Raw genomic sequence first — 21,249 nt, 5'->3', positions numbered from 1 at the left:
CTCCATTTTACCAAAGGATGGTTTCTTTGTTTTTTACAACTTTTAAAACAATGAAGGGGCTGCCCCTAAGTCTTTATGACTTTTGGGACAGCCCCTTTCCATAGCCCATTACGTATTTTAGTATTAGTGCAAACAAGCGCACGCTACGATAACGAGCAAGATGAACAACACGAGGATCGTACCCGTGTTCGTGAAGAGGTTATGACCATAACCTTTATTTGCCGATTCTACATATCCAGACATCTATGGAGTCACCCCGCTTCCTTTTCATGGAGGCCAATATGCCATAAGCTGCTGTAAACATCTTTCCTTTATGGCCACCTGACATAATGTATTGTATGTCCCGGGGTGACAAACGCCTTGTGCTTTTACCTATGCCTAAGAAAAAAAGGTACGGGAGGCCAATGAGCGCGAGATGTGGAGTGGGAGTACGGATACCGCAATCATAAGCGCAATAAATGCAATATAATACGGTGAAATATAATCGCGCACCTGACCTGCGGCCATAGGTCCGATAAAAGCGCCGACCGAGAACGCAATCGAGAGCACGGAAAATGTGCGGCCATAGCGCGCTCCGCCACTAAGCTCGATTAACAACGTAGACAATGCAGGTAATATGATACCCTTGGCCATCCCGACAAAAAGCAGCATAACCGTAAGCGGGACGGAAATATGGGAAGCGATGCAAAAATAAATGATCGCTAACGCAAGCGAGCCCCATAGAGTCCGTTGAAAGGCGGAAACCCGGTTTAGGAACAGCATGCTAAGCGTAACGAGAGCACCAATGCTGACGACGGAAAATAACAAACCGGTCGTAAGCATCGCTTCCTGTGTTTTGGCCATCAACGGAAGCTCAAACGACAGAATACCTTGCGCGCAGCTGAGTGCAACCGGAAGGACATATACCAGCCACGGGATAGGTAAAGCCTGCTCCAGCGGCAGCACTGCTTTATTTTTGACTGGAACGGGATGAATGGACACCTCCGGAGCTTGCACGGTTTTCACATTGATTTCCCTTATGAAGAAGATCGCGCAAACCGCGGTAACGATGAGTATCCAGCCTAGTAAAGTAAAGGCGGTGGTAAAGCCGATCTTGGCGACTAGATAAGCTCCCGCAGCGGGAGATACGACGGATGCGAGCGTATGAACGAGCCCGTTGCCGGCCATAAGCTTGCCTTGCTCCGTGCGGTCGCTCGTAATTCTGGCAAGCAGGGATAGGCAGGCAGGAGACAGGAAGGCTAGAACAAAGCCGCTAATGGAGCGGAGCAATAGCAGCTGCCATGGATTTGTGACATGCGACTGGAATAACAGCACGACACCAGCTGCAAAGAGACTGAACACAATAAACAGTCTGCTGCCGTAACGGTCGACGCCGAAGCCCGCAATGAGATTGCCGGGCAAATGCGTAATAGAATACATGCCCATCATTAGTCCGATAAAGGAAGGCGCCGCGCCGAGAGAAATTGCGAAGGGAGTCAAGATCGGATACTGCGCGTGCAAATCAAAAAAAGCGACGAATAAAAATAAATAAAGCCATACAGCTGTTTTCACAGGGCTGCCCTCCTAGCCAAATACCTTCTTATATACTTGTACGTTTGCGTGGGACAGGATATGTCTGGTTAAAAAGGAAGAAGCGTTTACGCCCTATATCTAGTAGGTTATAATATTTTGTAATAGGGTTTTGTACGAGGTATAATGGAGGGGATCGTTTTGGATTTTTTAGATTTTTCGTCGTATGACTTAGACACATGGACATCGTTTTTCAAAGAGCACTGGCTCGTACTCGTTATTGCGCTAATTGTACTGTTTCTTATAATCCGTATCGTGAAGACAGTTGTGAAATGGGCAATCGTTGCAGCAATCGTTCTCGGTATTGTGGTGTATAGCGGCTACAGCATGGACGACCTGAAGGAAATCGGCTCTGAGTTTGCAGAGACGATGAAACAGGAAGCTGTGAATGCGATGGTTGGCGGGGCGGAGGATGCTACCTTCGTTACGAACGAGGATGGAACGTTTACGGTTAAAACAAATAATGTAGAGCTTACCGGTGAACCCGGCGCAAATGAGGTTTCGATTTCATTCCGCGGTGCTCCGCTCGGTAAATGGGAGCTGGACAACACCATACAAACCTTCATTGAACAAGCAAAGCAGAACGGGTAATGCCTATGAATAATTGGGATCAACTAATCAGAGAGCCGGAACCTGTTGCGATTATTGTACTCCTGCTGCTGCTAGGCTCGCTTGTGCAAGGGATGAGGAGAGGCGCGTCGGGTTCCGCGAGGCGTCTTTTCTATTTTGTGTGGGAGGGTGTTGTCATTGTCGTTTGCTTGGTGCTCGCAGGTCAGCTTACGAATGTATGTTCACCCGTTATCGCGGATTGGCTTACAAGACACGTAAATATTCCATTACGGGAGCTTGGCGATGTGGAGCAAGCATGGTTTACTCTGCTTACGAGTCTGAGGGACTTTGCATTGCTTCGCTATGGCGTGTTGTTTCTGATCAGTTATTTGCTGCTGCGCGCATTGGCGTCTTTGGTTGAGCCGCTGATTGAGAGATTTGTCTTCAGCATGCTAAAAGGCGGTAGAGAAGAATCTGTTCAGGAACTGCCGGGTAAGCGCAGCGCAAGCCGCGTTGTTGGTGCAATAATAGGTGCCGCACACGGTGCGGGCCGCTCCTTCATCTTTGTCGCATTGTTGTTCGTTTACGTCTCTCTCGTGCCTAACGGCTGGTTTACAGACAAAATATCTAAATCCCCGTTATATACAGAAGCGGCATCCTGGCTCGCTCCTGTGGCTGGAGATGTGCTCGCAGGACAAGGCCCGGTGCTGACCGAGGCGGTCCAGGCGCAGTTCCAGCAAATCTTGCAGCGTAAATATGAAATTATTGATTACGCAGTTCCCGCTGAAATCGAGAAGGCTGCCCTTTATGTCACGAAGGACGCGCTTACGAACGAGGATAAGGCGCGGAAGCTGTATGACTGGTTAGGTACCCGCATTGCTTATGACTGGGATAAAGCCCGCAATTATGAGCAGTTCGGCATATGGAAGGAACAAACACCTCCTCAGACATTTGTTACTCGCAAAGGCGTATGTATAGATATAGCGCGCTTATATGCCGTGATGGCACGCTCCGCCGGTCTTGAGGTTCGGGTCGTTACGGGGATGGGCGCTGACGGCCGGGGCGGCTATGGTCCGCATGCATGGAATGAAGTGAAAATAGGCGAGGGCGACAGCGGATGGATTCCGCTTGATGCCACGTGGGCCTCATCGGGGGATTGGTTTAATCCGCCGCAATTCGAACAGACACACATTCGCGACGCTTAATTTCTTTTATTGGTTTAGCTATTACACGGGTATGAGGTGATTCAAATGCAAGACGATCCGCAAAAGCGGGAAATTATAAACAGGCGCCATTTTTCGTTTCGGCTAAACTTATTTTTCTTTATTACATTCGCTTTATTTAGCGTATTAATTGTTCGGCTCGCTATTTTGCAGTTTGTGGAAGGTCCAACCCTTAGTGCGGAAGGCAGCAGCAAAAGCACGAGAAGCGTCAAAATTCCACCGATTAGGGGTAATATTTACGATTCCACCGGGTACCCGATCGCGTATTCTACATCGACGCAGTCGTTATATTTCAGCATTCAGCCGGAGCTGGGGCTGGAGGATGCGAAGGAAAGCGCGAAGCAAATGGCGGCACAGCTTGAACAGATATTCACCAAATATGGCAATCCAGCTGAGGCGATGACGGTGGACGATATTATCCGCCAGATGGATCTCGACTTCAGAAGGAATACGATTTCCACTCCGCGCCGCATCAAATCCGGACTGACAAACAAAGAGATTGCTTATTTTATGGAAAACCGAACCTCCTTTAAGGGGATCGACATCATGGAAGAGAGCGTGCGAAATTACGACTCGGAGTCCATTTCCGTTCAATTGGTCGGCTATTTGAAGAAGTATAAGGGCGTTCGTGAAACGCTTGATTTTTATAAGGAAAAGAGTACGGAGGAGGAACCGACGCTTCAATATTTGGAGGAAGAGGACGTTGGTATGGACGGCTTGGAGTATATGTACCAAGACGTGCTGCGCGGCAAAAACGGTTTGAAGACGTATCCTGTTAACAATGCGGAGCGTATCATTGGACCGATGGAAATTACGAATCCGGAAAAAGGCTCAGACATTTATTTGACGATTAATAAAAATGTGCAGTTGAAGACAGAATCAGCAATCATGAATCATTTGAAAAAAATAACGACGTCCAACAACCCATATGAACGTGCTGAATATGCGAAAACCGGCTTTGCCGTTGCTATGGAAGTTGAAACCGGCAAAATAGTCGCGATGGCAAGTATGCCTGATTACGATCCGAACATTTGGGCAGGCGGCCGAATAAGTCCGGAGGATTACGAAAACTTCCAAAACGTGTTGGAAAACGGAACGATCCGAAGTGTTTACGGTAAATATGAAACGAAGGCAGAGCGTGATAAGCACCCGTCGTCGATTGTACCGCCGGGCTCTACGCTGAAGCCGTTGACCGTTCTTATCGGACTTAATGAGGGTTTGTTCACGCCGACGACCCGTTATACAGATACCGGGGTTTTTACATTCGGTAAAACAGGCTATGAGCGTTTTATCCGAAATTCGCAAAGACACGTGTACGGAAATATCGACGGAGCGGGAGCGATCGAGCATTCATCCAACCCTTTCATGGCTGCAATGGTCGGGAATCAGCTCTATATGCGCGGTGGAAAGAACGGTAAGACCAGTGTCGAGATCTGGGATGAATATATGAAGCAATTCGGTCTGGGGGTGTTGACGGGAAGCGGGTTGCCAAACGAATCCAAGGGTATAATCGAGTACTTTAGCGAGGCTGAACGCGGCAGCTCCCAGTCGGCACTAATTTTTGCTTCCTTCGGTCAACAAGGACGATATACAACCTTGCAGCTTGCGCAATATACGGCGATGCTTGCGAACCGCGGCAAGCGGATGAAGCCGCAATTCGTGAACGAAATCAAAGACTCCGACGGCAATTTGATTCAAGGCTTCACGCCGGAAGTGCTAAATACGGTTGATATCCCGGCTAAATATTGGGAAGAGATTGAAACCGGCATGTCGAAGGTAAAATCGCAAGGCTTTGAAGGGTTCGAGTACAGCTACAGACGTAAAACGGGAACATCCGAGCAGGACGTAGCGTCCCGCCGCGCGGAAAATGCGGTATTTATCGCTTACGCCCCGGCTGATAACCCTAAGCTGGCAGTGGCGGTTGTCGTTCCTGACGGCGGCTTCGGTGCCTATGGTGCATCTCCGATCGCACGCCAGATTTTTGATGCGTACGATCAAGAAATCGGCTTGACGGGCGTACCGAAGAAAAAGGTGGCGGTAACCACTTCTGCTACGGGGACTGCTGGAACAGCGGGAGCCGCTGGAGCAACAGGAGCGGCTGTGGCTCAAGGTGAATAACCATATTTATTAATTAACAAACATAAGGAGCTTTCCCGTATGGTTATCGGCCTAAAACGGGAAGGTTCTTTTTGTTTTGTCATGAAACGTGAGCTGCATCTTTGCAAGAAGATGACATTGTCCAAAGAGCATTAAAAATCGAAATCGCAGCCTGAACAACGTGACCGATACGCGGCAATTCTCTCGCCCCCTATACCACATAAACATTGGGGGCCATCGCCTTCCGAGTCAATCGTACAGGCAGCATTGCCTCTCTGTGAATAAAATAAAATTATATTCCAAAACAGGAAGGAGATAATTACTGTGAATTTTAATAATTACTATAATATGGGCAATGTCGGAAATGTCGGAAATGTAGGCAGTATGAATGAAATTGAGTTTTGTCCCGATTGTCCAACGCAGACAATCTATGATCCCCCCATTACGCAATACGAGAACTACTACCATCCGCAGCTTGTGAATGTCGTTCAAAATATTGAAACGATTAAACAGCATCATTGTTGTCCTGTCTATAAGCACATTTATACTCATACGGAGAAAAATGTCATGGTATCGGGCTTGAAACGCGGGAAGCATAATAAAGCCAAGAAACGTTCGAAATAATAGTCCCTAAATTAAACAATGACCCGTAAGAACGGACACTTCGCGAATAAAGCGGCCATCTTACGGGTCTGTTTGCGTTGACTTACCCCCCAATAAAATTAAAGATTTTCTTGTGTTTATCATGATAAACATGTTCGAAACGAGCCTGACAAGGAAATAACGAAGTTGCCATAAGAGCAAAAAGAAGGACATTCTATTAAATATTGTAGAATGTCCTTTATATTTAGTGAATTTTTTTACATACTACTAACTTCATTGCCTGTTCTCCCGCGATAGGCATGTGAATGGGGATGAGTGCCGTTAATAGTGGTATATCCTTCAAATAAATGATAGTGTCCTCCACCGGGAAGAGCGATGGCTTGGCCGGTTGTTCCCTGAATAAGGTGGGTATGGCCGTGATTCAGTGAAGTAACAGTTTGATATCCATGTACATGAGGAACCCCGGTAGGAGCAGGAGCGGTCCAACTCGAATATTGATGAGAATGTCCGTCATCGATGGAAGTTTCACCGGAAAAGGCATGAACATGTACAGGGTTGCCATTCCAAGACGTTATATATAGCTTATGCGAATGATGGTTATCGTCATCTTCGGAAGATCCCATTACAAATCCGGTAACAGGAATTATCATTTTTTGCTCCCTTTCCTAATGAATTAGGTACGGAATTAGTCTATGAAGAACCATGTTTGTCAGGAAACGGCTAAAGCCCATAATGAAAAAAATGACGGGGGCTTTCGTAAAATATTTTCAATACATCTAGTCTAATACTTTATTTTCTCTGAACAGACGTCAGCCATGTAAAGACAGGTAAAAAGTTGTCCAATAGACCAATTTAAAAATAAATGTTGCATTAGAGAAACATTTTTGTGTATTATTAAAAAAAAGGCTTTTGGTAAACTAAGATTCATAGGGGCAAACTCTGCCGCATATAAAATAACTTAAGTGATGGAGGTTTCAACGATGCGTAAAGCACACAGAACGAATTCAGCGATCCGCAGATTTATTATGACGATTATTTTTTTGGTGCTGACGGTGACGTTTGTATCCGCATGCGGGCAGCAAACGACGGGTGGTAACGGCAAGCTGAAAATTACGGCAACGACTGGAATGATTACCGATGTTGTTCAGCAGGTTGGCGGCGAGTATGTGGAGGCTACCGGCTTGATGGGGGCGGGAATCGATCCCCATCTGTATAAAGCATCACAAGGCGATGTGAAGAAGCTGGACGATGCGGATGTCATTTTTTATAACGGCTTGCACCTTGAGGGGAAAATGGCTGAAATGTTCGAAGCGCTGGAGCAACGTAAGCCGACGGTTGCGGTCTCCTCCTATTTGAAGGAAGACCAGCTGCATGCCGCTCAAGATCAGTCACTAGGTGGTCATGATCCGCATATCTGGTTTAACGTGAAGCTGTGGATGTCTGCAACGGAAGTGATCCGGGATACGCTGGTAGAGAAGGATCCGGAGCATGCGGACTATTACAAAGAAAACGCGGCTGCATATATCAAAGAGCTTGAACAGCTTGATAACTATGCGCGTGAGCAGATTGCGCTTATACCTGAGAAAGCCCGCATACTGGTAACCGCGCACGATGCGTTCGGCTATTTCGGTGAAGCCTACGGGTTAACTGTCACGGGGTTGCAAGGCATGAATACGATGTCCGAATACGGCTCGAAGGATGTTAGCAAGTTGCGTGATTATTTGGTGGAAAACAAAATAAAAGCGGTGTTTATCGAATCCAGCGTTCCAAAAAAATCGATCGAGTCTGTCATTGAAGGTGCTCGCCAATTAGGCCATGAAGTGAAGATTGGCGGAGAGCTATACTCCGATGCGATGGGCGATGCGGGAACCGAGGAAGGTACCTATATCGGAATGGTGAAGCACAACGTGGATACGATTGTGGCTGCATTGAAATAGTGTAAATAGCAATGAGAGCGAGTGATGAACATGAGCCTTACACATACGGTTTCATCTCGTAATGCGAAGACAACTGCTCCGCTTGCCATTAACGGATTAAGCGTAGCTTATCAGAAGAAGCCGGTGCTGCGAAATGTATCGTTCGAAGTTAAAGAGGGAGAGCTGGTCGGCGTGATCGGTCCAAACGGAGCCGGTAAGTCGACGCTGATGAAAGCGGCTCTCGGACTCATTCCGAGCCTTGGCGGAGAAGTGCTTGTATATGGGAAGCCTTACAAGCAGCAGCGTCAAATGATCGGATATGTACCTCAGCGGGAATCGGTCGATTGGGATTTTCCGACGAATGCGCTTGATGTCGTGCTAATGGGCAGATATGGGCATCTCGGATGGTTCCGTCGCCCTGGCGCCAAAGACAAGGCAATCGCGCTTGAGTGCTTGAATAAGGTTGGCATGGCCGACTATGCGGGCAGACAAATCAGTCAGCTGTCAGGCGGGCAGCAGCAGCGCGTATTTCTCGCGCGGGCGCTTGCGCAGGATGCAAAGCTGTACTTCATGGATGAACCGTTTGCAGGCGTTGACGCAGCGACGGAGAAGGCCATTATTACACTGCTGCAGGAGCTGAAGAAGCAGGGGAAAACGGTTATTGTCGTCCATCATGATCTGGCAACCGTACAGGATTATTTCGATTCCGTATTGCTCTTGAATGTGGAACTGCAGGCATACGGCCCTACGGCTGAAACATTCACGCAGGAGCAATTGCAGCGTACTTATGGCGGCAGACTTGCTTTTCTCGACCGCAGCCTGCAGCACCCGTCATTTTCTGGCGGAAAGGGTGAGTGACTATGCAAACGATTTGGTCGATGCTGGCTGATCCGAATATGCAGTGGATTTTTATCGGCTGCACCTTGCTCGGGTTGAGCAGCGGAGTAATCGGATGCTTCTCGTATTTGCGGAAGCAAAGCTTAATGGGCGACACGCTCGCCCATGCCGCATTGCCTGGAATATGTATTGCTTTTATGCTTACGGGCGTGAAATCCATTGGGCTGTTTCTAATCGGTGCGGGGGTGGCTGGCGTTGTCGCAACGTTCGGCATCGGCTACATTACGAGGCACTCCAAGCTGAAGCAGGACGCGGCGATGGGGATCGTGTTATCCGGCTTTTTCGGGCTAGGGATCGTCCTGCTTACGTTGATTCAGCACGGAGACTATGGCAATCAGTCAGGTTTGGATAAGTTTTTGTTCGGTCAGGCTGCTTCCATGATTGCGTCTGACGTGATTACGATGACAATCGTGTGCGCACTGCTTATCACCGTTTGCACGCTGCTGTTTAAACAGTTCAAAATCATCTCCTTCGATCCCGGCTTTGCGCGAGGCATTGGATATCCGGTCGCCTTTCTTGAGCAGCTGCTTATGCTTCTGGTCGTAGTCGCTGTTGTAGCCGGCATTCAAGCGGTTGGCGTTGTGCTAGTGGCGGCGCTGCTTATCACGCCTGCCGTTTCTGCAAGATACTGGACGGATCGGCTTGGACTCATGGTTGTATTATCCGGATTGTTCGGCGCAGCAAGCGGTGCCGTAGGTACTTGGATCAGCGCATCTGTTTCTAATCTGCCGACGGGTCCGGTAACGGTGCTGGCAGCCACTCTTCTGTTTGGCATTTCGATCCTATTCGGGCCGCAGCGTGGATTAATTGCGAAAAGGTTGATGCGGCAGCGCGTGAAGGAACGCTTCATCCGGGAAAATGAGCCTCGCATTCATGAGCAAGTGAAAAAGGAGGCGGCTTTATGAGTGATTTCTGGATACTGCTTACAGGTGCACTCGTAGCTAGCTGCTGCGGTGTCCTTGGCGTATTTCTCGTATTAAGAAAAATGGCTATGATCGGCGATGCAATCAGCCATTCTGTCATGCCGGGAATCGTCGTAGCCTTCCTGCTTAGCGGCTCACGCGATTCGCTGCTTATGATGTTTGCAGCGTTGATATGCGGCCTTCTGACAACCTTTCTTATTCAAATGTTTCAGCAAAGCGGCATTCAGGCTGACGCATCGATCGGTGTCGTTTTCACCGCGCTCTTTGCGATCGGGGTCGTATTAGTGAGCTTGTACGCACGGCAGGTGCATTTGGATCAGGATGCCATTTTATATGGTGAAATTGCCTACGTCCATTGGAACATTTGGGAGGTTGGCGGCATTAATATGGGGCCGAAGGCGGTATGGCTTCTTGGTTTTACATTGCTTGTAATTTTGACGGTAATCGGCTTGTTCTACAAGCAATTTAAGCTATGCGCCTTCGATCCGGCGCTTGCAGCCGCAATCGGCATTCCCGTCGCTGTTTTTCATTACTTGTTAATGGGGCTAGTCTCGATGGCGACGGTCAGCTCGTTTGAGAGCGTTGGAGCTATACTGGTTGTCGGTCTGCTTATTATTCCGGCCTCGACGGCTTATCTGCTAACGGACCAGCTCGGCGTTATGATCGGGCTTAGCATTGCGGTTGGTATAGCCAGCACCTTCCTTGGTTACGGCGCAGCGGTGCTGCTGGACGCTTCCATTGCCGGCTGCATGGTATGCGCTGCGTCATTATTGTTCGTTGCCGCGTTTCTGTTCTCGCCGTCGCATGGCATCGTTATTAAAAAGCTCCGGTTAAGACAGCTCGCCCGGTAGCTTTTACAAATGACTTAGATTCCATTCAATATATAGGGAAAGCATCCATACAAAGGATGCTTTTTTTATTTGTAGGCTTTGCTAAATTTTTTTCATTAAAATTGTAACATTTATCCAATAACAAACGTTCTATATCTGGGACAAATTAGGAGGTAATGGAGAGGGAGAGGAAAGTACTTATGAAATCATGGTTTAAATTCGTTTTACCGGTTGTTTTAATCGTCATTATTATTTCGGGCTGCAGCTTTGGGGCGGGCAATAATGGGGAAGATGAAAATCAGCAGGATACGCTTCGGGTTATGCATTACGATGAAGGCTCTTTCTATCAGGATTATGGGATGCTGTTCACAGCCTTATTTCCAAACGTTAGTATTGAGGTTATTTCCACGCAAGGTATTCATACAGAAGAAACGACGGACTACAAGGCTGCGACCATTAAGTTTATTGAGGAAAAGAAGCCCGACATCGTTATGCTGGATTCGGAGCAATACAAGACGATGGCGGCGGACGGAAAGCTCTACGATCTCGATGCTCTCATAGAGAAGGAGAAATATGATACGGAGGGGCTGGTCCCCGGAATGCTTGATTATTTAAGAGAGCTTGGAGGAGGCAAGCTGTATGGCCTGGCGCCGAGCTTTTACAGCCAAGCGCTTTTTTATAATAAAGACCTGTTCGAAGAATATAAAATTGAGCCTCCCACCGATCGAATGAGCTGGAATGACGTCATTCAGTTGGCCCGGCGCTTTCCGACTGATGGAGAAGAGAAGGACCGCATCTATGGCTTGAAAATGGGGTACAGCGACGATCTATTCGAACTGGCGGGTATACTTACTTCCGCGGACGGCATTAACTATGTAAATGCGACGCAGAAGCTGATGACGATCAATTCTGATTCGTGGAAAAATGCATTCAATACGGCACTTGGCGCTCTGGAATCGGACACGCTTTATTTTGAAAGCATGCAGCATCAAGAATCCAACATGGGAAGCACCTATGAGGAGTATTTATTGAGTGATCCATTTATTTCCGGGCGGCTGGCGATGGCCATTGGAGACTTTAATTATATCAATCAAATTAAACAAGCGACAAATCATGAAAAAGTTAAGGAATTGGTCGTGAAAAACTGGGATATGGTTTCCGTTCCGGTCGGCCAGCAATTTCCGGATCAAAGCAACATGATGGCGTTTCACAATGTGCTTGCGATTACCGCGGATTCGCCGAATAAAGAAACGGCCTGGGAATTTCTTAAATATTTAAGCAGCGATGAGTACGCGAGAGTAAAGTCGAAGTCGAACCATTATAACGGCTTGCCGGTGCGCACCAAATACATAAAGGATGACGAAGGACGTAATTATGCGGCATTTTACAGCTTAAAGCCAAGCACATTTAATAGCTACAAGGATTTTGAAAAGCTTCCTGAAAACTTTTGGATGGAATTTAGGAACGTCGCTCAGCAGGAGCTTCAGAAGGTGAAGGAGGGTACGGCAGCGCTTGAAGAAACGCTTGAACTGCTGCAGGTTAAAGGGCAGGAGCTGCTCGAGAAGGAAGACCCCGCAATCAAAAACGGAAATACGCCTGCTGTAGAGGGAGCAGGGGGTACGGTACAGTAATCACTTGAACATATGAACGACTTTTGAGGAAGCATGCTTTCGCGACTGGGCGAAAGCTGTTTCTTTTTAATGCGGCTTTCATTTGGAATCTGCCATAAATGTGCTAAAATAATTTACTAGTTGGGATTTATTGTTGAAGCGCGCCGTCAGATGATGGCGCCAGCCGTTTATATTTGCGAGGAGGAACATACCACTTGGGAGATTACAAATTAGTTGCGCTGGATATGGATGGGACGCTGCTGAATGAGCAAAGTGAAATTAGTACGGAAAATGCCGAGTGGATACAGAAAGCGCTGGATGCCGGCGTGACTGTCAGCTTCTCGACCGGCCGCGGGTTTCGCAGCGCGCTGCCCTTTGCGGAGCAGTTGAAGCTTGAGACGCCGATGATTACGGTGAACGGCAGTGAAATATGGCACCGGCCGCACGTACTGCACAAGCGGACGCATTTAAGCCCTGTTTATGTGCAAAGGCTGCATGAGCTCGCTCTTGCGTACAGCGAAACCTGGTTTTGGGCTTATACAGCCGATGATATTTTTAACAAAGAGAAATGGATTAGTCCGGCAGGCGATTATGATTCGCATCATTGGCTGAAATTTGGCTACTACACGGAAGATGACAGCGTGAGAGAGAAGCTGCTGGCAGAGGTGCAGACCTGGGGAGCGCTGGAGATTACCAATTCATCGCCTTGGAATCTGGAGCTGAATCCGCTAGGCGTTTCCAAAGCAAGCGCTCTTCAAGAGCTGTGCGGTTTAATGAACATCGAGATGTCACAAGTCATTGCAGTCGGGGACAGCTTGAACGACATCGCCGCCATTCGTGAAGCGGGTTTAGGCGTTGCAATGGGCAATGCGCAGGAAGCGGTTAAGGAAGCTGCCGATTTCATAACCCTTACTAATGACGAGCATGGAGTGGCCGAGGTTATTAAACGATACGTTTTGAAAGGATGATGAACGTATGGATATATTAGGATGGGTACTCGTAATTTTGCTGTTCGCAGTCGGGATGGCTGGCGCAATTTACCTGATATTGCCTGGGGCGCTAGCGATTTACGGAGCATTTTTTGTTTACGGTTTGTTTTTTTCTTTTAGTGAATTTGGTATTTGGTTTTGGCTGATTCAGACTTTGATCGTTATCGTGCTATTCATAGCCGATTACGCCGTCAGCGCTTGGGGGGTCAAAAGGTTCGGGGGCTCCCGGGCTTCGATAATCGGCAGTATGATCGGTCTTATTATCGGTCCTTTCGTCATTCCTGCTTTTGGTCTTATTATCGGTCCTTTTGCGGGGGCTGTTATCGGTGAAATGATTGCCGGAACGAATTTGGAGCGGTCGCTGAAAGTCGGGCTTGGTTCGGTTGTCGGTCTGTTTACCAGCGTTGTTGTGAAGTTTATTCTTCAGGCGATTATGATTGTGCTGTTTATTTTGTGGCTCGTATTGTAAATGAAATAAGGAGGACGAACGATGATTAAAGTAACCGTGTGGAACGAGTTTTTGCATGAAAAGATTCATGATGAGGTAAAAAAGGTTTATCCGGACGGCATACATCAAGCGCTGGCTAAAGGAATTGCCGGCGATGGCATCGAGGTGGCTACCGCAACGTTGGAGGAGCCCGAGCACGGTCTGACCGAGGAGCGGCTTGCCAATACGGATGTCCTTATTTGGTGGGGCCATATGGGACACGACCAAGTGGATGATGCTATCGTTCAGCGTGTTCAACAGCGCGTATGGAACGGCATGGGCTTAATCGTATTGCACTCCGGCCACTTCTCAAAAATATTCAAGAAGCTGATGGGCACCGGCTGCGATCTGAAATGGCGCGAGGCTGGAGAGAAGGAACGGATTTGGGTTGTTAATCCTGCCCATCCGATTGCAGCCGGATTGCCGGAATACATCACAATCGATAGTGAAGAAATGTACGGTGAGCACTTCGATATTCCTGCGCCGGACGAGCTTATTTTCGTCAGCTGGTTTGAAGGCGGAGAAGTGTTCCGCAGCGGCTGCACCTTTAACCGCGGCCAAGGCAAAATCTTTTACTTCCGCCCCGGTCACGAGACGTATCCGACCTACTACAATCCGCAAGTGCTGCAAGTAATACAGAATGGCGTACGCTGGGCGGCTCCTTCAGGCGCGGCGGTACCGGTACGCGGCAATCATCAGCCGCTGGAGCCGATCGCAAATAAAGGATAGGGAGACTTGGAAGAACAGCTATGCTAAAAAAAGACTCATTAATTAAAGGTACGCTAATATTAACGGCAGCAGCGCTGACAGCCCGGCTTCTCGGGCTGTTTCAGCGCATTCCGCTCGATTATATGCTTGGGCCCGACGGTCAAGCGGCCTTTAACGCCGCTAACACGATCTATCTGCTCTTGCTCACCATCGCCACAGGAGGCATTCCGGTTACGATCAGCAAAATGATTTCGCAGCGTTATGCGCTTGGCAGACCGGACGAGGCCAAACGTATATACAAGGCGGCATTATTGTTCGGGGCTGTCACCGGCTTGCTGTTGGCGGTGGCGATGTTTGGTTTCGCACCGCTTTACGGGCGGATTTCGAAGGAACCATATACGGTTCTATCTTTGCAGGCTATTGCTCCCGCACTGCTGCTGTTTCCGGTCATCGCGATGACAAGAGGGTATTTCCAAGGCCGGCAGATCATGGCTGCGGGAGGCATTTCGCAAATCGTTGAACAAATTTTACGGATTATTGGCGGAATCGGATTGGCGCTTATTGTGCTGGGCTGGGGCTGGGGTGACGAATGGGGCGCTGCAGCTATCGCAATAGGCAGCGTATTCGGAAGCATCGGAGCTTTATCGGTCATGCTATGGTTCGGAAGAAAGCTGAAAAAGCAGGATCATTCGGAGCGAAGCGGCTCGCCGAACACTGCTATCAAAGCAGAAGGCTCACAGCTTCCGTTTCGTTCTATTTACCGGGAAATATTCCGTATGTCCATTCCAGCGGTTGTAACGGCGATGACCATACAGTTTGTCTATTTTTTCGATATGTCTTTATTTAATAGGTTGACGCAATCCTTCTATAGCAAGGAATTGGCAGATATAGTACTGGCGAATTACTCGACTAAAGCAATGGCGCTTGCCGGCATACCGCCAATATTGGCGATAGCGTTAGGCGCATCGATTATCCCCGTCATTTCATCGGCCTATTCTTTGAAAAATATGAGTGAGGTGCAGCGCCAATCGTCACTCGTGATGCGAATCGTATGCTTCACCGGAGTGCCTGTCGCCTTGCTTCTGACGGTTGCTGCTTATTCCGTAACCGGCTTATTATTCAAAACGCCAAGCGGAAGCGGTGCGGTAGCCTTGCTTACGGCGGGCACCATTTTTCAAATTACGATGATGACAACCAATTCGATTTTGTATGGGCTTGATAATCCGAAGCTGCCGATGAATCATACGTTTATCGGATTAGGACTAAAGGTAATAGCCAGTATCTTGCTCGCGCCATTGCTGGGCGTATACGGTCTCATTATTGGGTCATCGATTTGTTTTATCGTCGTAACGCTGTTAAATGTAAGAAAGATCAATAATGAAGTGAAGTTGAACGTACTTGGCCGCCGCTGGCTGCCATATATGGCTGCTGTTGTGGTTCCGGCTCTTGCCGGCTGGGGGGCGGAGTATGGCATGCTTGCGGTCACGGAGACGTGGGCGAATAAGCTGTCCTACTTTGCGGCAGCTGCGGTAACTGCATTAGTGGTTGGCGGACTGTACGTTATTTTGCTGGCAGCGCTTCGCGTTGTGACGCCGGAGGATGTTCGCTCATTCCCGGGACCGCTTCGCAAACCGTTAACGCTGATTCTGAAGCCTTTTTACAGAAAAGCTAATTAATAGGTTTATAGTTTAATAATAGTCATTAATGACAGGGAACGCCTCCAGCGAGCTGGGAGCGTTCTTTTTTATGAGAAGATTCGCCATCGTGAACTTGTTAGTCTCATTTATTGCCGGCCAAGCCTATTAAATTCGACAAAACTAGTGTTTTCCATACATTTACTATTAAGAGAGTCTCCTGTATAATAGGTGGAGTTTGTTAGTGACGATGGCCTAATAATTCTATTTATCAAGGGAGAGAAGTCATGATGGTAAAGAAATTTGGAAGATCGAGCAAGCTGCTAGCACTTTTACTTACGCTTACGCTCGTATTCGTAGCAGGCTGTCAAGCTATTGGTAATGTTGATTTTAATACTGTATTGAAAAATGCGTTGAAAGTGACGTCGAGCGAAGGAAAACAATCGATTGAACTCAAAATGCTGCTCGACGAACAGGCCTTTGTAGGTTTGCCCGAAGAGGAAGTTGCACTTATGAAAATGGTGTCCAGCTTGAAGCTGCAGCTGGATAATGTGAAGATGCAAGACAGCTCGCATCTTTCTCTGGACGGGAGCCTTATTTTCGGAGACGCTACGAGCATCAAATTTTCCTTGAAGATGTCTGACAAACTGGCGGTCATGGAGCTTGAAGGCGCGAAGCAGCCATTCGTGCTAGATCTGACAAGCGAAAGCTTGCTCGGATTGACCGGCATTCCGGTACTTCCTGATGCTAATGAAGAGAACCCAGCTGCACCTGCTCTGGACAAAGCCTCCATGACGGCGCTTGGTCATCAAATTGTGGATACGATTGGCGCTTATGCGATTAATAACTTGCCGAACCCTGAGCGTATTGAAGTGAAGCCGGCAATCGAACCGATTAACGGCATTTCCACTTCTCTCACGCATGTTCATGTCGACCTGAATGGTCCGGAAATTTGGACATGGGTTAAAAAATATGTCGATGCGCTGGTAGCCGACCGCGCAGGTCTTGATAAGATGATAGCAGGCGTGTTCGAGATCCTGGCAAGCAACCCGGAAGTATGGGCAGCTGTAGGCATGGTGAACCCTCTTCAGGAAGGCGGACTCGATGCTCCTACTCCAGAAGAAATGGTGAAGGAAACATCAAATGCTGTCGCAGTATTACTTACAGAATTACAAGCAGAGCTGAAGTTGATGGAAACAGAGGAGAAAGAAACACTCGATGAAGTGTTCAGTAAGAATCTAACGATTAAGGCTGACGTCTACATTGACAACAAGCTTGATATCCGTAAGCAAGTGTATGAGCTTTCTTATGTTCCGAGCGCAAACCCTGAGCTCGCCGTATTACCGCTGAAGGGCCTATCCATTAAAGTGGAGAGCGAGGCTTGGAATGTGAACGGCACCGTGAAGGCTGAGGTTCCGGTCGCTTCCGAATCCGCCATTCGTGCAGAGCAATTGTTTACGATGCAGGGGTACCAAATATTAAAACATTTTGATGAGAAATCAACGATTTATGATTTGTTGAAAAATAAGCTGCACATCGGCAAACAATCAATGTCTTGGTTCACGGATGATGAATACAATCCACCGATTGTGACAGCCGTTGGTGTGACTATCATTCCACTGCGCGATACGGCGGAGCAATTCGGTGCCGTTATTACGTACGATCCGAAAACGAAGGGTATTAAAGTGTTCGACGAAGCAACAAATACGACGATTGTGGTGAAGATCGGCAGCGATAAAGCAGTCGTCAATGGCAAAACTGTAAAATGGGCTTTCCCTGTAACGGTAGTCGACGGTGCTGCATACGTGCCTGCACGAAACCTTGCATCCGCCCTTGGCGCAAAAATTAGCTGGACAGATTTTTACGAAGATGTGAAAATATTTAAGATCGAACGGGAAGTATAAGCTGTAGTAAACGGCCGATCTTATTAGATCACATTTGTTTTAATGGTTAGGGGTGACTGTATGAGAAAGCTGACAACAGACGCTGAGTTTCGCGAAGCGGTGGCGGGCGATGGATTGACGATAGCGGTGTTCAAAACAACCTGGTGCAAGGATTGTCATTTTATTGACCCGTTTATGCCCGATCTGGAGTGTCACTACGAAGGTAAAGTAACCTTTGTCGAGCTTGACCGCGACGATTTGCCGGACCTGTGCTCGGAGCTTAATATATTGGGCATACCAAGCTTTATTGCGTTCCGGAATAGTCAGGAGCTCGTGCGGTTCGTAAGCAAGCTTCGCAAAACGCGCGAGGAAATTGAGCAGTTCGTTAATCGTGCCATTGAAGTAAGTAATGCGCTTAGCCATACGTAATAGGCAGTCCGCGCTGCGGGAGGACATCGTCCTTCCCTGCGCGGGCTTTCCTTTTTTGCGGCAGTCTGCGCTTAAGTGTCACATTTTCAACATGGCTTTTGCGGTTTGTTACCGATATAATTGAACTGTTATTAATTCCTGAAAAAAGGTGATTTTATTATGGTAACCGGCCGTTTTCGCGCGTTAGCTCTCGCTGCGTGCATCGGAATGCTTCTTGTACTGCTTGCCGGCGCTCTCGTCACGAATACCGAATCTGGCCGCGGCTGCGGCGATGATTGGCCATTATGCAACGGAAAATTTATACCGGCTTATACGTTAGAATCGATGATTGAATATTCCCATCGTCTTGTCAGCGGCCTAGAAGGCCTGCTTGTCCTTGCTGTCAGTATTTCTGTCTATCGTATGTATAGAAAGAACAGGGAAGTGTTTAAGGAACCGCTGTTTTACGCGTTAAGCGCATTGCTCTTCACTATTGTACAAGCACTAATGGGAGCCGCTGCAGTGATGTGGCCGCAATCTCCGCCGATCATGGCGATTCATTTCGGTATATCGTTGATTGCCTTTGCCGCAACTATGCTGCTTGTTGTGTGGATTTATCGTGTACGCAACGGCAAGGAGCCGATACTGACAGTACCGCGTTCCATATTTCCAAGAGCGTTATTCACTGCAATATATTGCTATGTCGTCGTTTATCTGGGTGCTTTCATTCGACATACGGAATCGGCAGGAGGCTGCGAGGGGTGGCCGCTTTGCAACGGTCAAATCGTACCGGAGCTAGAGGGTGCGACCGGAGCCGTATTTATTCACAGGGTTGCGGCGTTTATATTGGCGCTCTCCATTACTGGCTTGTACATTCATATCCGGAAAGTAAGCCATGGAGAAGCGGGCTTGACAATACCGGCGGCTTGGGCCCTCGGGCTTGTTCTTACACAAGTATTCAGCGGAGCCCTGCTCACGGTGACAATCGGTAGTAATGATTGGTTTATTTTCACAAGTCTACTGCATAATTTGATTATTACAGGTTTGTTCGGACTATTATTGGATATGTTAATTCGTTCATGGCGGCTTAGGGAAGGACGTGGAAGTTAGTGAGTTTTTCAAATTTACGTGAATTTTTGGACGTGCTGAAGCGCGAAAATGATTTGGCAATAATTGATGTTCCGGTTGATCCGAATTTGGAGGCAGCAGAAATCCACCGCCGCGTGATTGATGCCGGAGGGCCAGCGCTGCTGTTCACAAACGTGAAGGGCAGTCCGTTTCCCATCGTAACGAACTTGTTCGGGACAAGCCGTCGAGTTGATCTTGCTTTCGGTCCGCGTCCGGAGGCGCTAATGAAGCAAATTATCGGAGCGGTCGATCGCGTTCTGCCACCGACTCCGAAAGCCATTTGGGGCGAGAAAAACTTAATTTGGGACATGCTGAAGGTTGGATTGAAGGAAGTGCCAGCCGGCAATGCCCCTGTGCTTCAGGCCTGCAAACGGGAAAACCCGCTTGCAGGTTTACCTGCGATTACGAGCTGGCAGGAGGATGGCGGCCCGTTCATTACGCTCCCGCTTGTCTATACCGAGCATCCCGGACAACGGAAGCAGCATAATCTCGGTATGTACAGAATGCAAATCTTCGATGATTCTACTACAGGCATGCACTGGCAAATACATAAAGGCGGCGGCTTCCATTACCATGAAGCGGAGAAGCGAAATGAAGCGCTGCCGGTATCTGTTTTTCTAGGCGGGCCTCCAGCATTAATCGCATCGGCGATTGCTCCTGTTCCGGAGCATTTGCCGGAGCTGCTGCTTGCTTCGCTCATTATTGGCGGCAAGCTGCCCGTCGTTCAAGACCCGAACGGCACACATCGCATTCCTTCGGAAGCAGAGTTCGTTCTTAGCGGCCATGTACCTCCGCATATAAGAAGACCTGAGGGGCCGTTCGGCGATCATTATGGCTATTACTCGCTTACACATGATTTTCCTATATTTAATGTGAGCCATATGTGGCATCGCAAGGATGCTATATATCCGGCTACCGTAGTCGGCAAGCCTCGCCAAGAGGATTATTATATGGGCGAGTTTCTGCAAAAGCTGCTGTCACCTGCGTTCCCGATGGCGATGCCTGGCGTAAAAGATTTATGGACCTATGCCGAAACCGGCTTCCATGCGCTTGCTGCCGCTATTGTACGGGAAAGCTATTCACGTGAAGCGCTGACATCTGCATTCCGGATTTTGGGAGAAGGACAGCTTACATTAACGAAGTTTCTTATTGTCACGAACCAGCCGGTACAGCTTGAAAATTTTCCTTCCTTGCTTGAAACCGTCTTGGAGCGGTTCCGTCCGGAATCCGACTTGTTTATCTTTGATAACACGTCGCATGACACGCTCGACTATACCGGCGGCAAGCTGAATCACGGCAGCAAAGGTGTACTGCTTGGTGTGGGCGATCCTGTGCGCGAGCTGCCTAGTGTATATGAGGAAGGGGCCATTGATGAAATAACGGCCGCACAGCCTTATTGCCGCGGTTGCTTAGTCGTATCTGGCGCATCCTATGAAGCAGAGCCAAAGCTTGCGCAGCGGCTGCTTGATCGCCTGACAGAGAAAGAAACCTCTTGGCCGCTCGTCATCCTCGCAGACGATGCAGCGATCGCAGCAGCGCAAACGCCGTTCTTATGGACGGTATTCACGCGTTTTAATCCTGCTGACGATATTTACGCAAATTCCAATCTTCGCCGGCATCATTTTGGGTATAAGCTTCCGATCGTTATTGATGCGAGAATGAAGCCGGGCTATCCGGATGAACTGTTCCCGCGTGAGGATATCGTCAAGCTTGTTGATAGTCGCTGGAGCGAGTACAAGCTGTAATAACGGTCATGCTAAAGACAAACCAAGCATATGCTTTCGAAGTAAGTTTT

19 protein-coding genes are annotated in these 21,249 nt (G+C 48.3%); 17 read left to right on the top strand and 2 right to left on the bottom strand.

The genetic code is table 11. The features are described 5' to 3' along the window. Positions 1–378: 378 nt before the first annotated feature. On the bottom strand, positions 379–1,551 hold the full coding sequence (locus DFP97_RS25835; RefSeq protein WP_114383557.1) for an MFS transporter: 1,173 nt from the start codon (positions 1,549–1,551) through the stop codon (positions 379–381). A gap of 159 nt (positions 1,552–1,710) precedes the next feature. Between DFP97_RS25835 and DFP97_RS25830 the strand changes: the two genes are divergently transcribed. The 4 genes from DFP97_RS25830 to DFP97_RS25815 all read left to right on the top strand — a co-directional run bounded on the left by DFP97_RS25830 (position 1,711) and on the right by DFP97_RS25815 (position 6,062). Further along, the gene (locus DFP97_RS25830; protein ID WP_245976602.1) at positions 1,711–2,160 is read left to right on the top strand and encodes a hypothetical protein; all 450 of its coding nucleotides are present in this window, start codon (positions 1,711–1,713) and stop codon (positions 2,158–2,160) included. Then, a complete protein-coding gene (locus DFP97_RS25825; RefSeq protein WP_245976601.1) occupies positions 2,160–3,323 on the top strand; it encodes a transglutaminase-like domain-containing protein in 1,164 nt (387 codons plus the stop codon). Before DFP97_RS25830 ends, DFP97_RS25825 begins: the two co-directional genes overlap by 1 nt. Before the next feature lie 45 nt (positions 3,324–3,368). Further along, on the top strand, positions 3,369–5,459 hold the full coding sequence (locus DFP97_RS25820; protein ID WP_114383555.1) for a peptidoglycan D,D-transpeptidase FtsI family protein: 2,091 nt from the start codon (positions 3,369–3,371) through the stop codon (positions 5,457–5,459). A 303-nt stretch (positions 5,460–5,762) separates the two neighbouring features. Then, entirely contained in the window at positions 5,763–6,062 is a 300-nt protein-coding gene (locus DFP97_RS25815) for a hypothetical protein (protein WP_114383554.1), read from the top strand. A gap of 236 nt (positions 6,063–6,298) precedes the next feature. Here the strand turns inward: DFP97_RS25815 and DFP97_RS25810 are convergent, their stop codons facing one another. After that, the gene (locus DFP97_RS25810) at positions 6,299–6,691 is read right to left on the bottom strand and encodes a YmaF family protein (RefSeq protein ID WP_114383553.1); all 393 of its coding nucleotides are present in this window, start codon (positions 6,689–6,691) and stop codon (positions 6,299–6,301) included. Between the two features lie 330 nt (positions 6,692–7,021). Between DFP97_RS25810 and DFP97_RS25805 the strand changes: the two genes are divergently transcribed. The 13 genes from DFP97_RS25805 to DFP97_RS25745 all read left to right on the top strand — a co-directional run bounded on the left by DFP97_RS25805 (position 7,022) and on the right by DFP97_RS25745 (position 21,199). After that, complete coding sequence (locus DFP97_RS25805; RefSeq protein WP_114383552.1) at positions 7,022–7,978, top strand: metal ABC transporter solute-binding protein, Zn/Mn family; 957 nt, start codon at positions 7,022–7,024, stop codon at positions 7,976–7,978. A gap of 30 nt (positions 7,979–8,008) precedes the next feature. Next, positions 8,009–8,815 (top strand): metal ABC transporter ATP-binding protein, encoded by an 807-nt coding sequence (locus DFP97_RS25800; RefSeq protein WP_114383563.1) that lies wholly within the window; start codon positions 8,009–8,011, stop codon positions 8,813–8,815. A gap of 2 nt (positions 8,816–8,817) precedes the next feature. Further along, positions 8,818–9,759 (top strand): metal ABC transporter permease, encoded by a 942-nt coding sequence (locus DFP97_RS25795; RefSeq protein ID WP_114383551.1) that lies wholly within the window; start codon positions 8,818–8,820, stop codon positions 9,757–9,759. Further along, positions 9,756–10,628, top strand: coding sequence for a metal ABC transporter permease (locus DFP97_RS25790; RefSeq protein ID WP_114383550.1), 873 nt, complete (start codon positions 9,756–9,758; stop codon positions 10,626–10,628). The genes DFP97_RS25795 and DFP97_RS25790 overlap by 4 nt, the downstream gene beginning before the upstream one ends. Positions 10,629–10,807: 179 nt before the next feature. Then, positions 10,808–12,238 (top strand): ABC transporter substrate-binding protein, encoded by a 1,431-nt coding sequence (locus DFP97_RS25785; RefSeq protein ID WP_181873676.1) that lies wholly within the window; start codon positions 10,808–10,810, stop codon positions 12,236–12,238. Positions 12,239–12,432: 194 nt separating this feature from the next. Beyond that, positions 12,433–13,185, top strand: coding sequence for a Cof-type HAD-IIB family hydrolase (locus tag DFP97_RS25780; protein ID WP_114383548.1), 753 nt, complete (start codon positions 12,433–12,435; stop codon positions 13,183–13,185). Positions 13,186–13,192: 7 nt separating this feature from the next. After that, positions 13,193–13,675: a DUF456 domain-containing protein gene (locus tag DFP97_RS25775; RefSeq protein WP_114383547.1), complete on the top strand. Its 483-nt coding sequence runs from the start codon at positions 13,193–13,195 to the stop codon at positions 13,673–13,675. Positions 13,676–13,696: 21 nt separating this feature from the next. Then, on the top strand, positions 13,697–14,422 hold the full coding sequence (locus DFP97_RS25770) for a ThuA domain-containing protein (protein ID WP_114383546.1): 726 nt from the start codon (positions 13,697–13,699) through the stop codon (positions 14,420–14,422). 20 nt (positions 14,423–14,442) lie between these two features. Beyond that, positions 14,443–16,077 carry a putative polysaccharide biosynthesis protein gene (locus DFP97_RS25765; RefSeq protein ID WP_114383545.1) on the top strand — a complete coding sequence of 545 codons (1,635 nt, stop codon included), beginning with the start codon at positions 14,443–14,445 and terminating at the stop codon, positions 16,075–16,077. 245 nt (positions 16,078–16,322) lie between these two features. Beyond that, a complete protein-coding gene (locus tag DFP97_RS25760; RefSeq protein WP_114383544.1) occupies positions 16,323–17,939 on the top strand; it encodes a copper amine oxidase N-terminal domain-containing protein in 1,617 nt (538 codons plus the stop codon). Positions 17,940–17,999: 60 nt separating this feature from the next. Beyond that, the gene (locus tag DFP97_RS25755; RefSeq protein WP_114383543.1) at positions 18,000–18,347 is read left to right on the top strand and encodes a thioredoxin family protein; all 348 of its coding nucleotides are present in this window, start codon (positions 18,000–18,002) and stop codon (positions 18,345–18,347) included. Positions 18,348–18,506: 159 nt separating this feature from the next. Then, complete coding sequence (locus DFP97_RS25750) at positions 18,507–19,436, top strand: COX15/CtaA family protein (protein WP_114383542.1); 930 nt, start codon at positions 18,507–18,509, stop codon at positions 19,434–19,436. Then, positions 19,436–21,199, top strand: a complete 1,764-nt coding sequence (locus tag DFP97_RS25745; RefSeq protein WP_114383541.1) for a UbiD family decarboxylase — start codon at positions 19,436–19,438, stop codon at positions 21,197–21,199. Before DFP97_RS25750 ends, DFP97_RS25745 begins: the two co-directional genes overlap by 1 nt. The last annotated feature ends 50 nt before the right edge of the window (positions 21,200–21,249 follow it).

Origin of the sequence: Paenibacillus prosopidis, assembly GCF_003337375.1 — a bacterium.
GTDB lineage: Bacteria > Bacillota > Bacilli > Paenibacillales > Paenibacillaceae > Pristimantibacillus > Pristimantibacillus prosopidis.
The sequence above is the reverse complement of the archived record's forward strand: the minus strand, read 5'-3'. Positions and strand labels throughout refer to the sequence as shown.

Excerpts from the sequence above, each read along its gene's own strand:
- DFP97_RS25750 (WP_114383542.1), top strand. The coding sequence starts at position 18,507 with ATGGTAACCGGCCGTTTTCGCGCGTTAGCTCTCGCTGCGTGCATCGGA.
- DFP97_RS25800 (WP_114383563.1), top strand. The coding sequence starts at position 8,009 with ATGAGCCTTACACATACGGTTTCATCTCGTAATGCGAAGACAACTGCT.
- DFP97_RS25760 (WP_114383544.1), top strand. The coding sequence starts at position 16,323 with ATGATGGTAAAGAAATTTGGAAGATCGAGCAAGCTGCTAGCACTTTTA.
- DFP97_RS25795 (WP_114383551.1), top strand. The coding sequence starts at position 8,818 with ATGCAAACGATTTGGTCGATGCTGGCTGATCCGAATATGCAGTGGATT.
- DFP97_RS25775 (WP_114383547.1), top strand. The coding sequence starts at position 13,193 with ATGGATATATTAGGATGGGTACTCGTAATTTTGCTGTTCGCAGTCGGG.
- DFP97_RS25785 (WP_181873676.1), top strand. The coding sequence starts at position 10,808 with ATGAAATCATGGTTTAAATTCGTTTTACCGGTTGTTTTAATCGTCATT.
- DFP97_RS25755 (WP_114383543.1), top strand. The coding sequence starts at position 18,000 with ATGAGAAAGCTGACAACAGACGCTGAGTTTCGCGAAGCGGTGGCGGGC.
- DFP97_RS25790 (WP_114383550.1), top strand. The coding sequence starts at position 9,756 with ATGAGTGATTTCTGGATACTGCTTACAGGTGCACTCGTAGCTAGCTGC.
- DFP97_RS25825 (WP_245976601.1), top strand. The coding sequence starts at position 2,160 with ATGCCTATGAATAATTGGGATCAACTAATCAGAGAGCCGGAACCTGTT.
- DFP97_RS25770 (WP_114383546.1), top strand. The coding sequence starts at position 13,697 with ATGATTAAAGTAACCGTGTGGAACGAGTTTTTGCATGAAAAGATTCAT.
- DFP97_RS25765 (WP_114383545.1), top strand. The coding sequence starts at position 14,443 with ATGCTAAAAAAAGACTCATTAATTAAAGGTACGCTAATATTAACGGCA.
- DFP97_RS25810 (WP_114383553.1), bottom strand. The coding sequence starts at position 6,691 with ATGATAATTCCTGTTACCGGATTTGTAATGGGATCTTCCGAAGATGAC.
- DFP97_RS25820 (WP_114383555.1), top strand. The coding sequence starts at position 3,369 with ATGCAAGACGATCCGCAAAAGCGGGAAATTATAAACAGGCGCCATTTT.
- DFP97_RS25805 (WP_114383552.1), top strand. The coding sequence starts at position 7,022 with ATGCGTAAAGCACACAGAACGAATTCAGCGATCCGCAGATTTATTATG.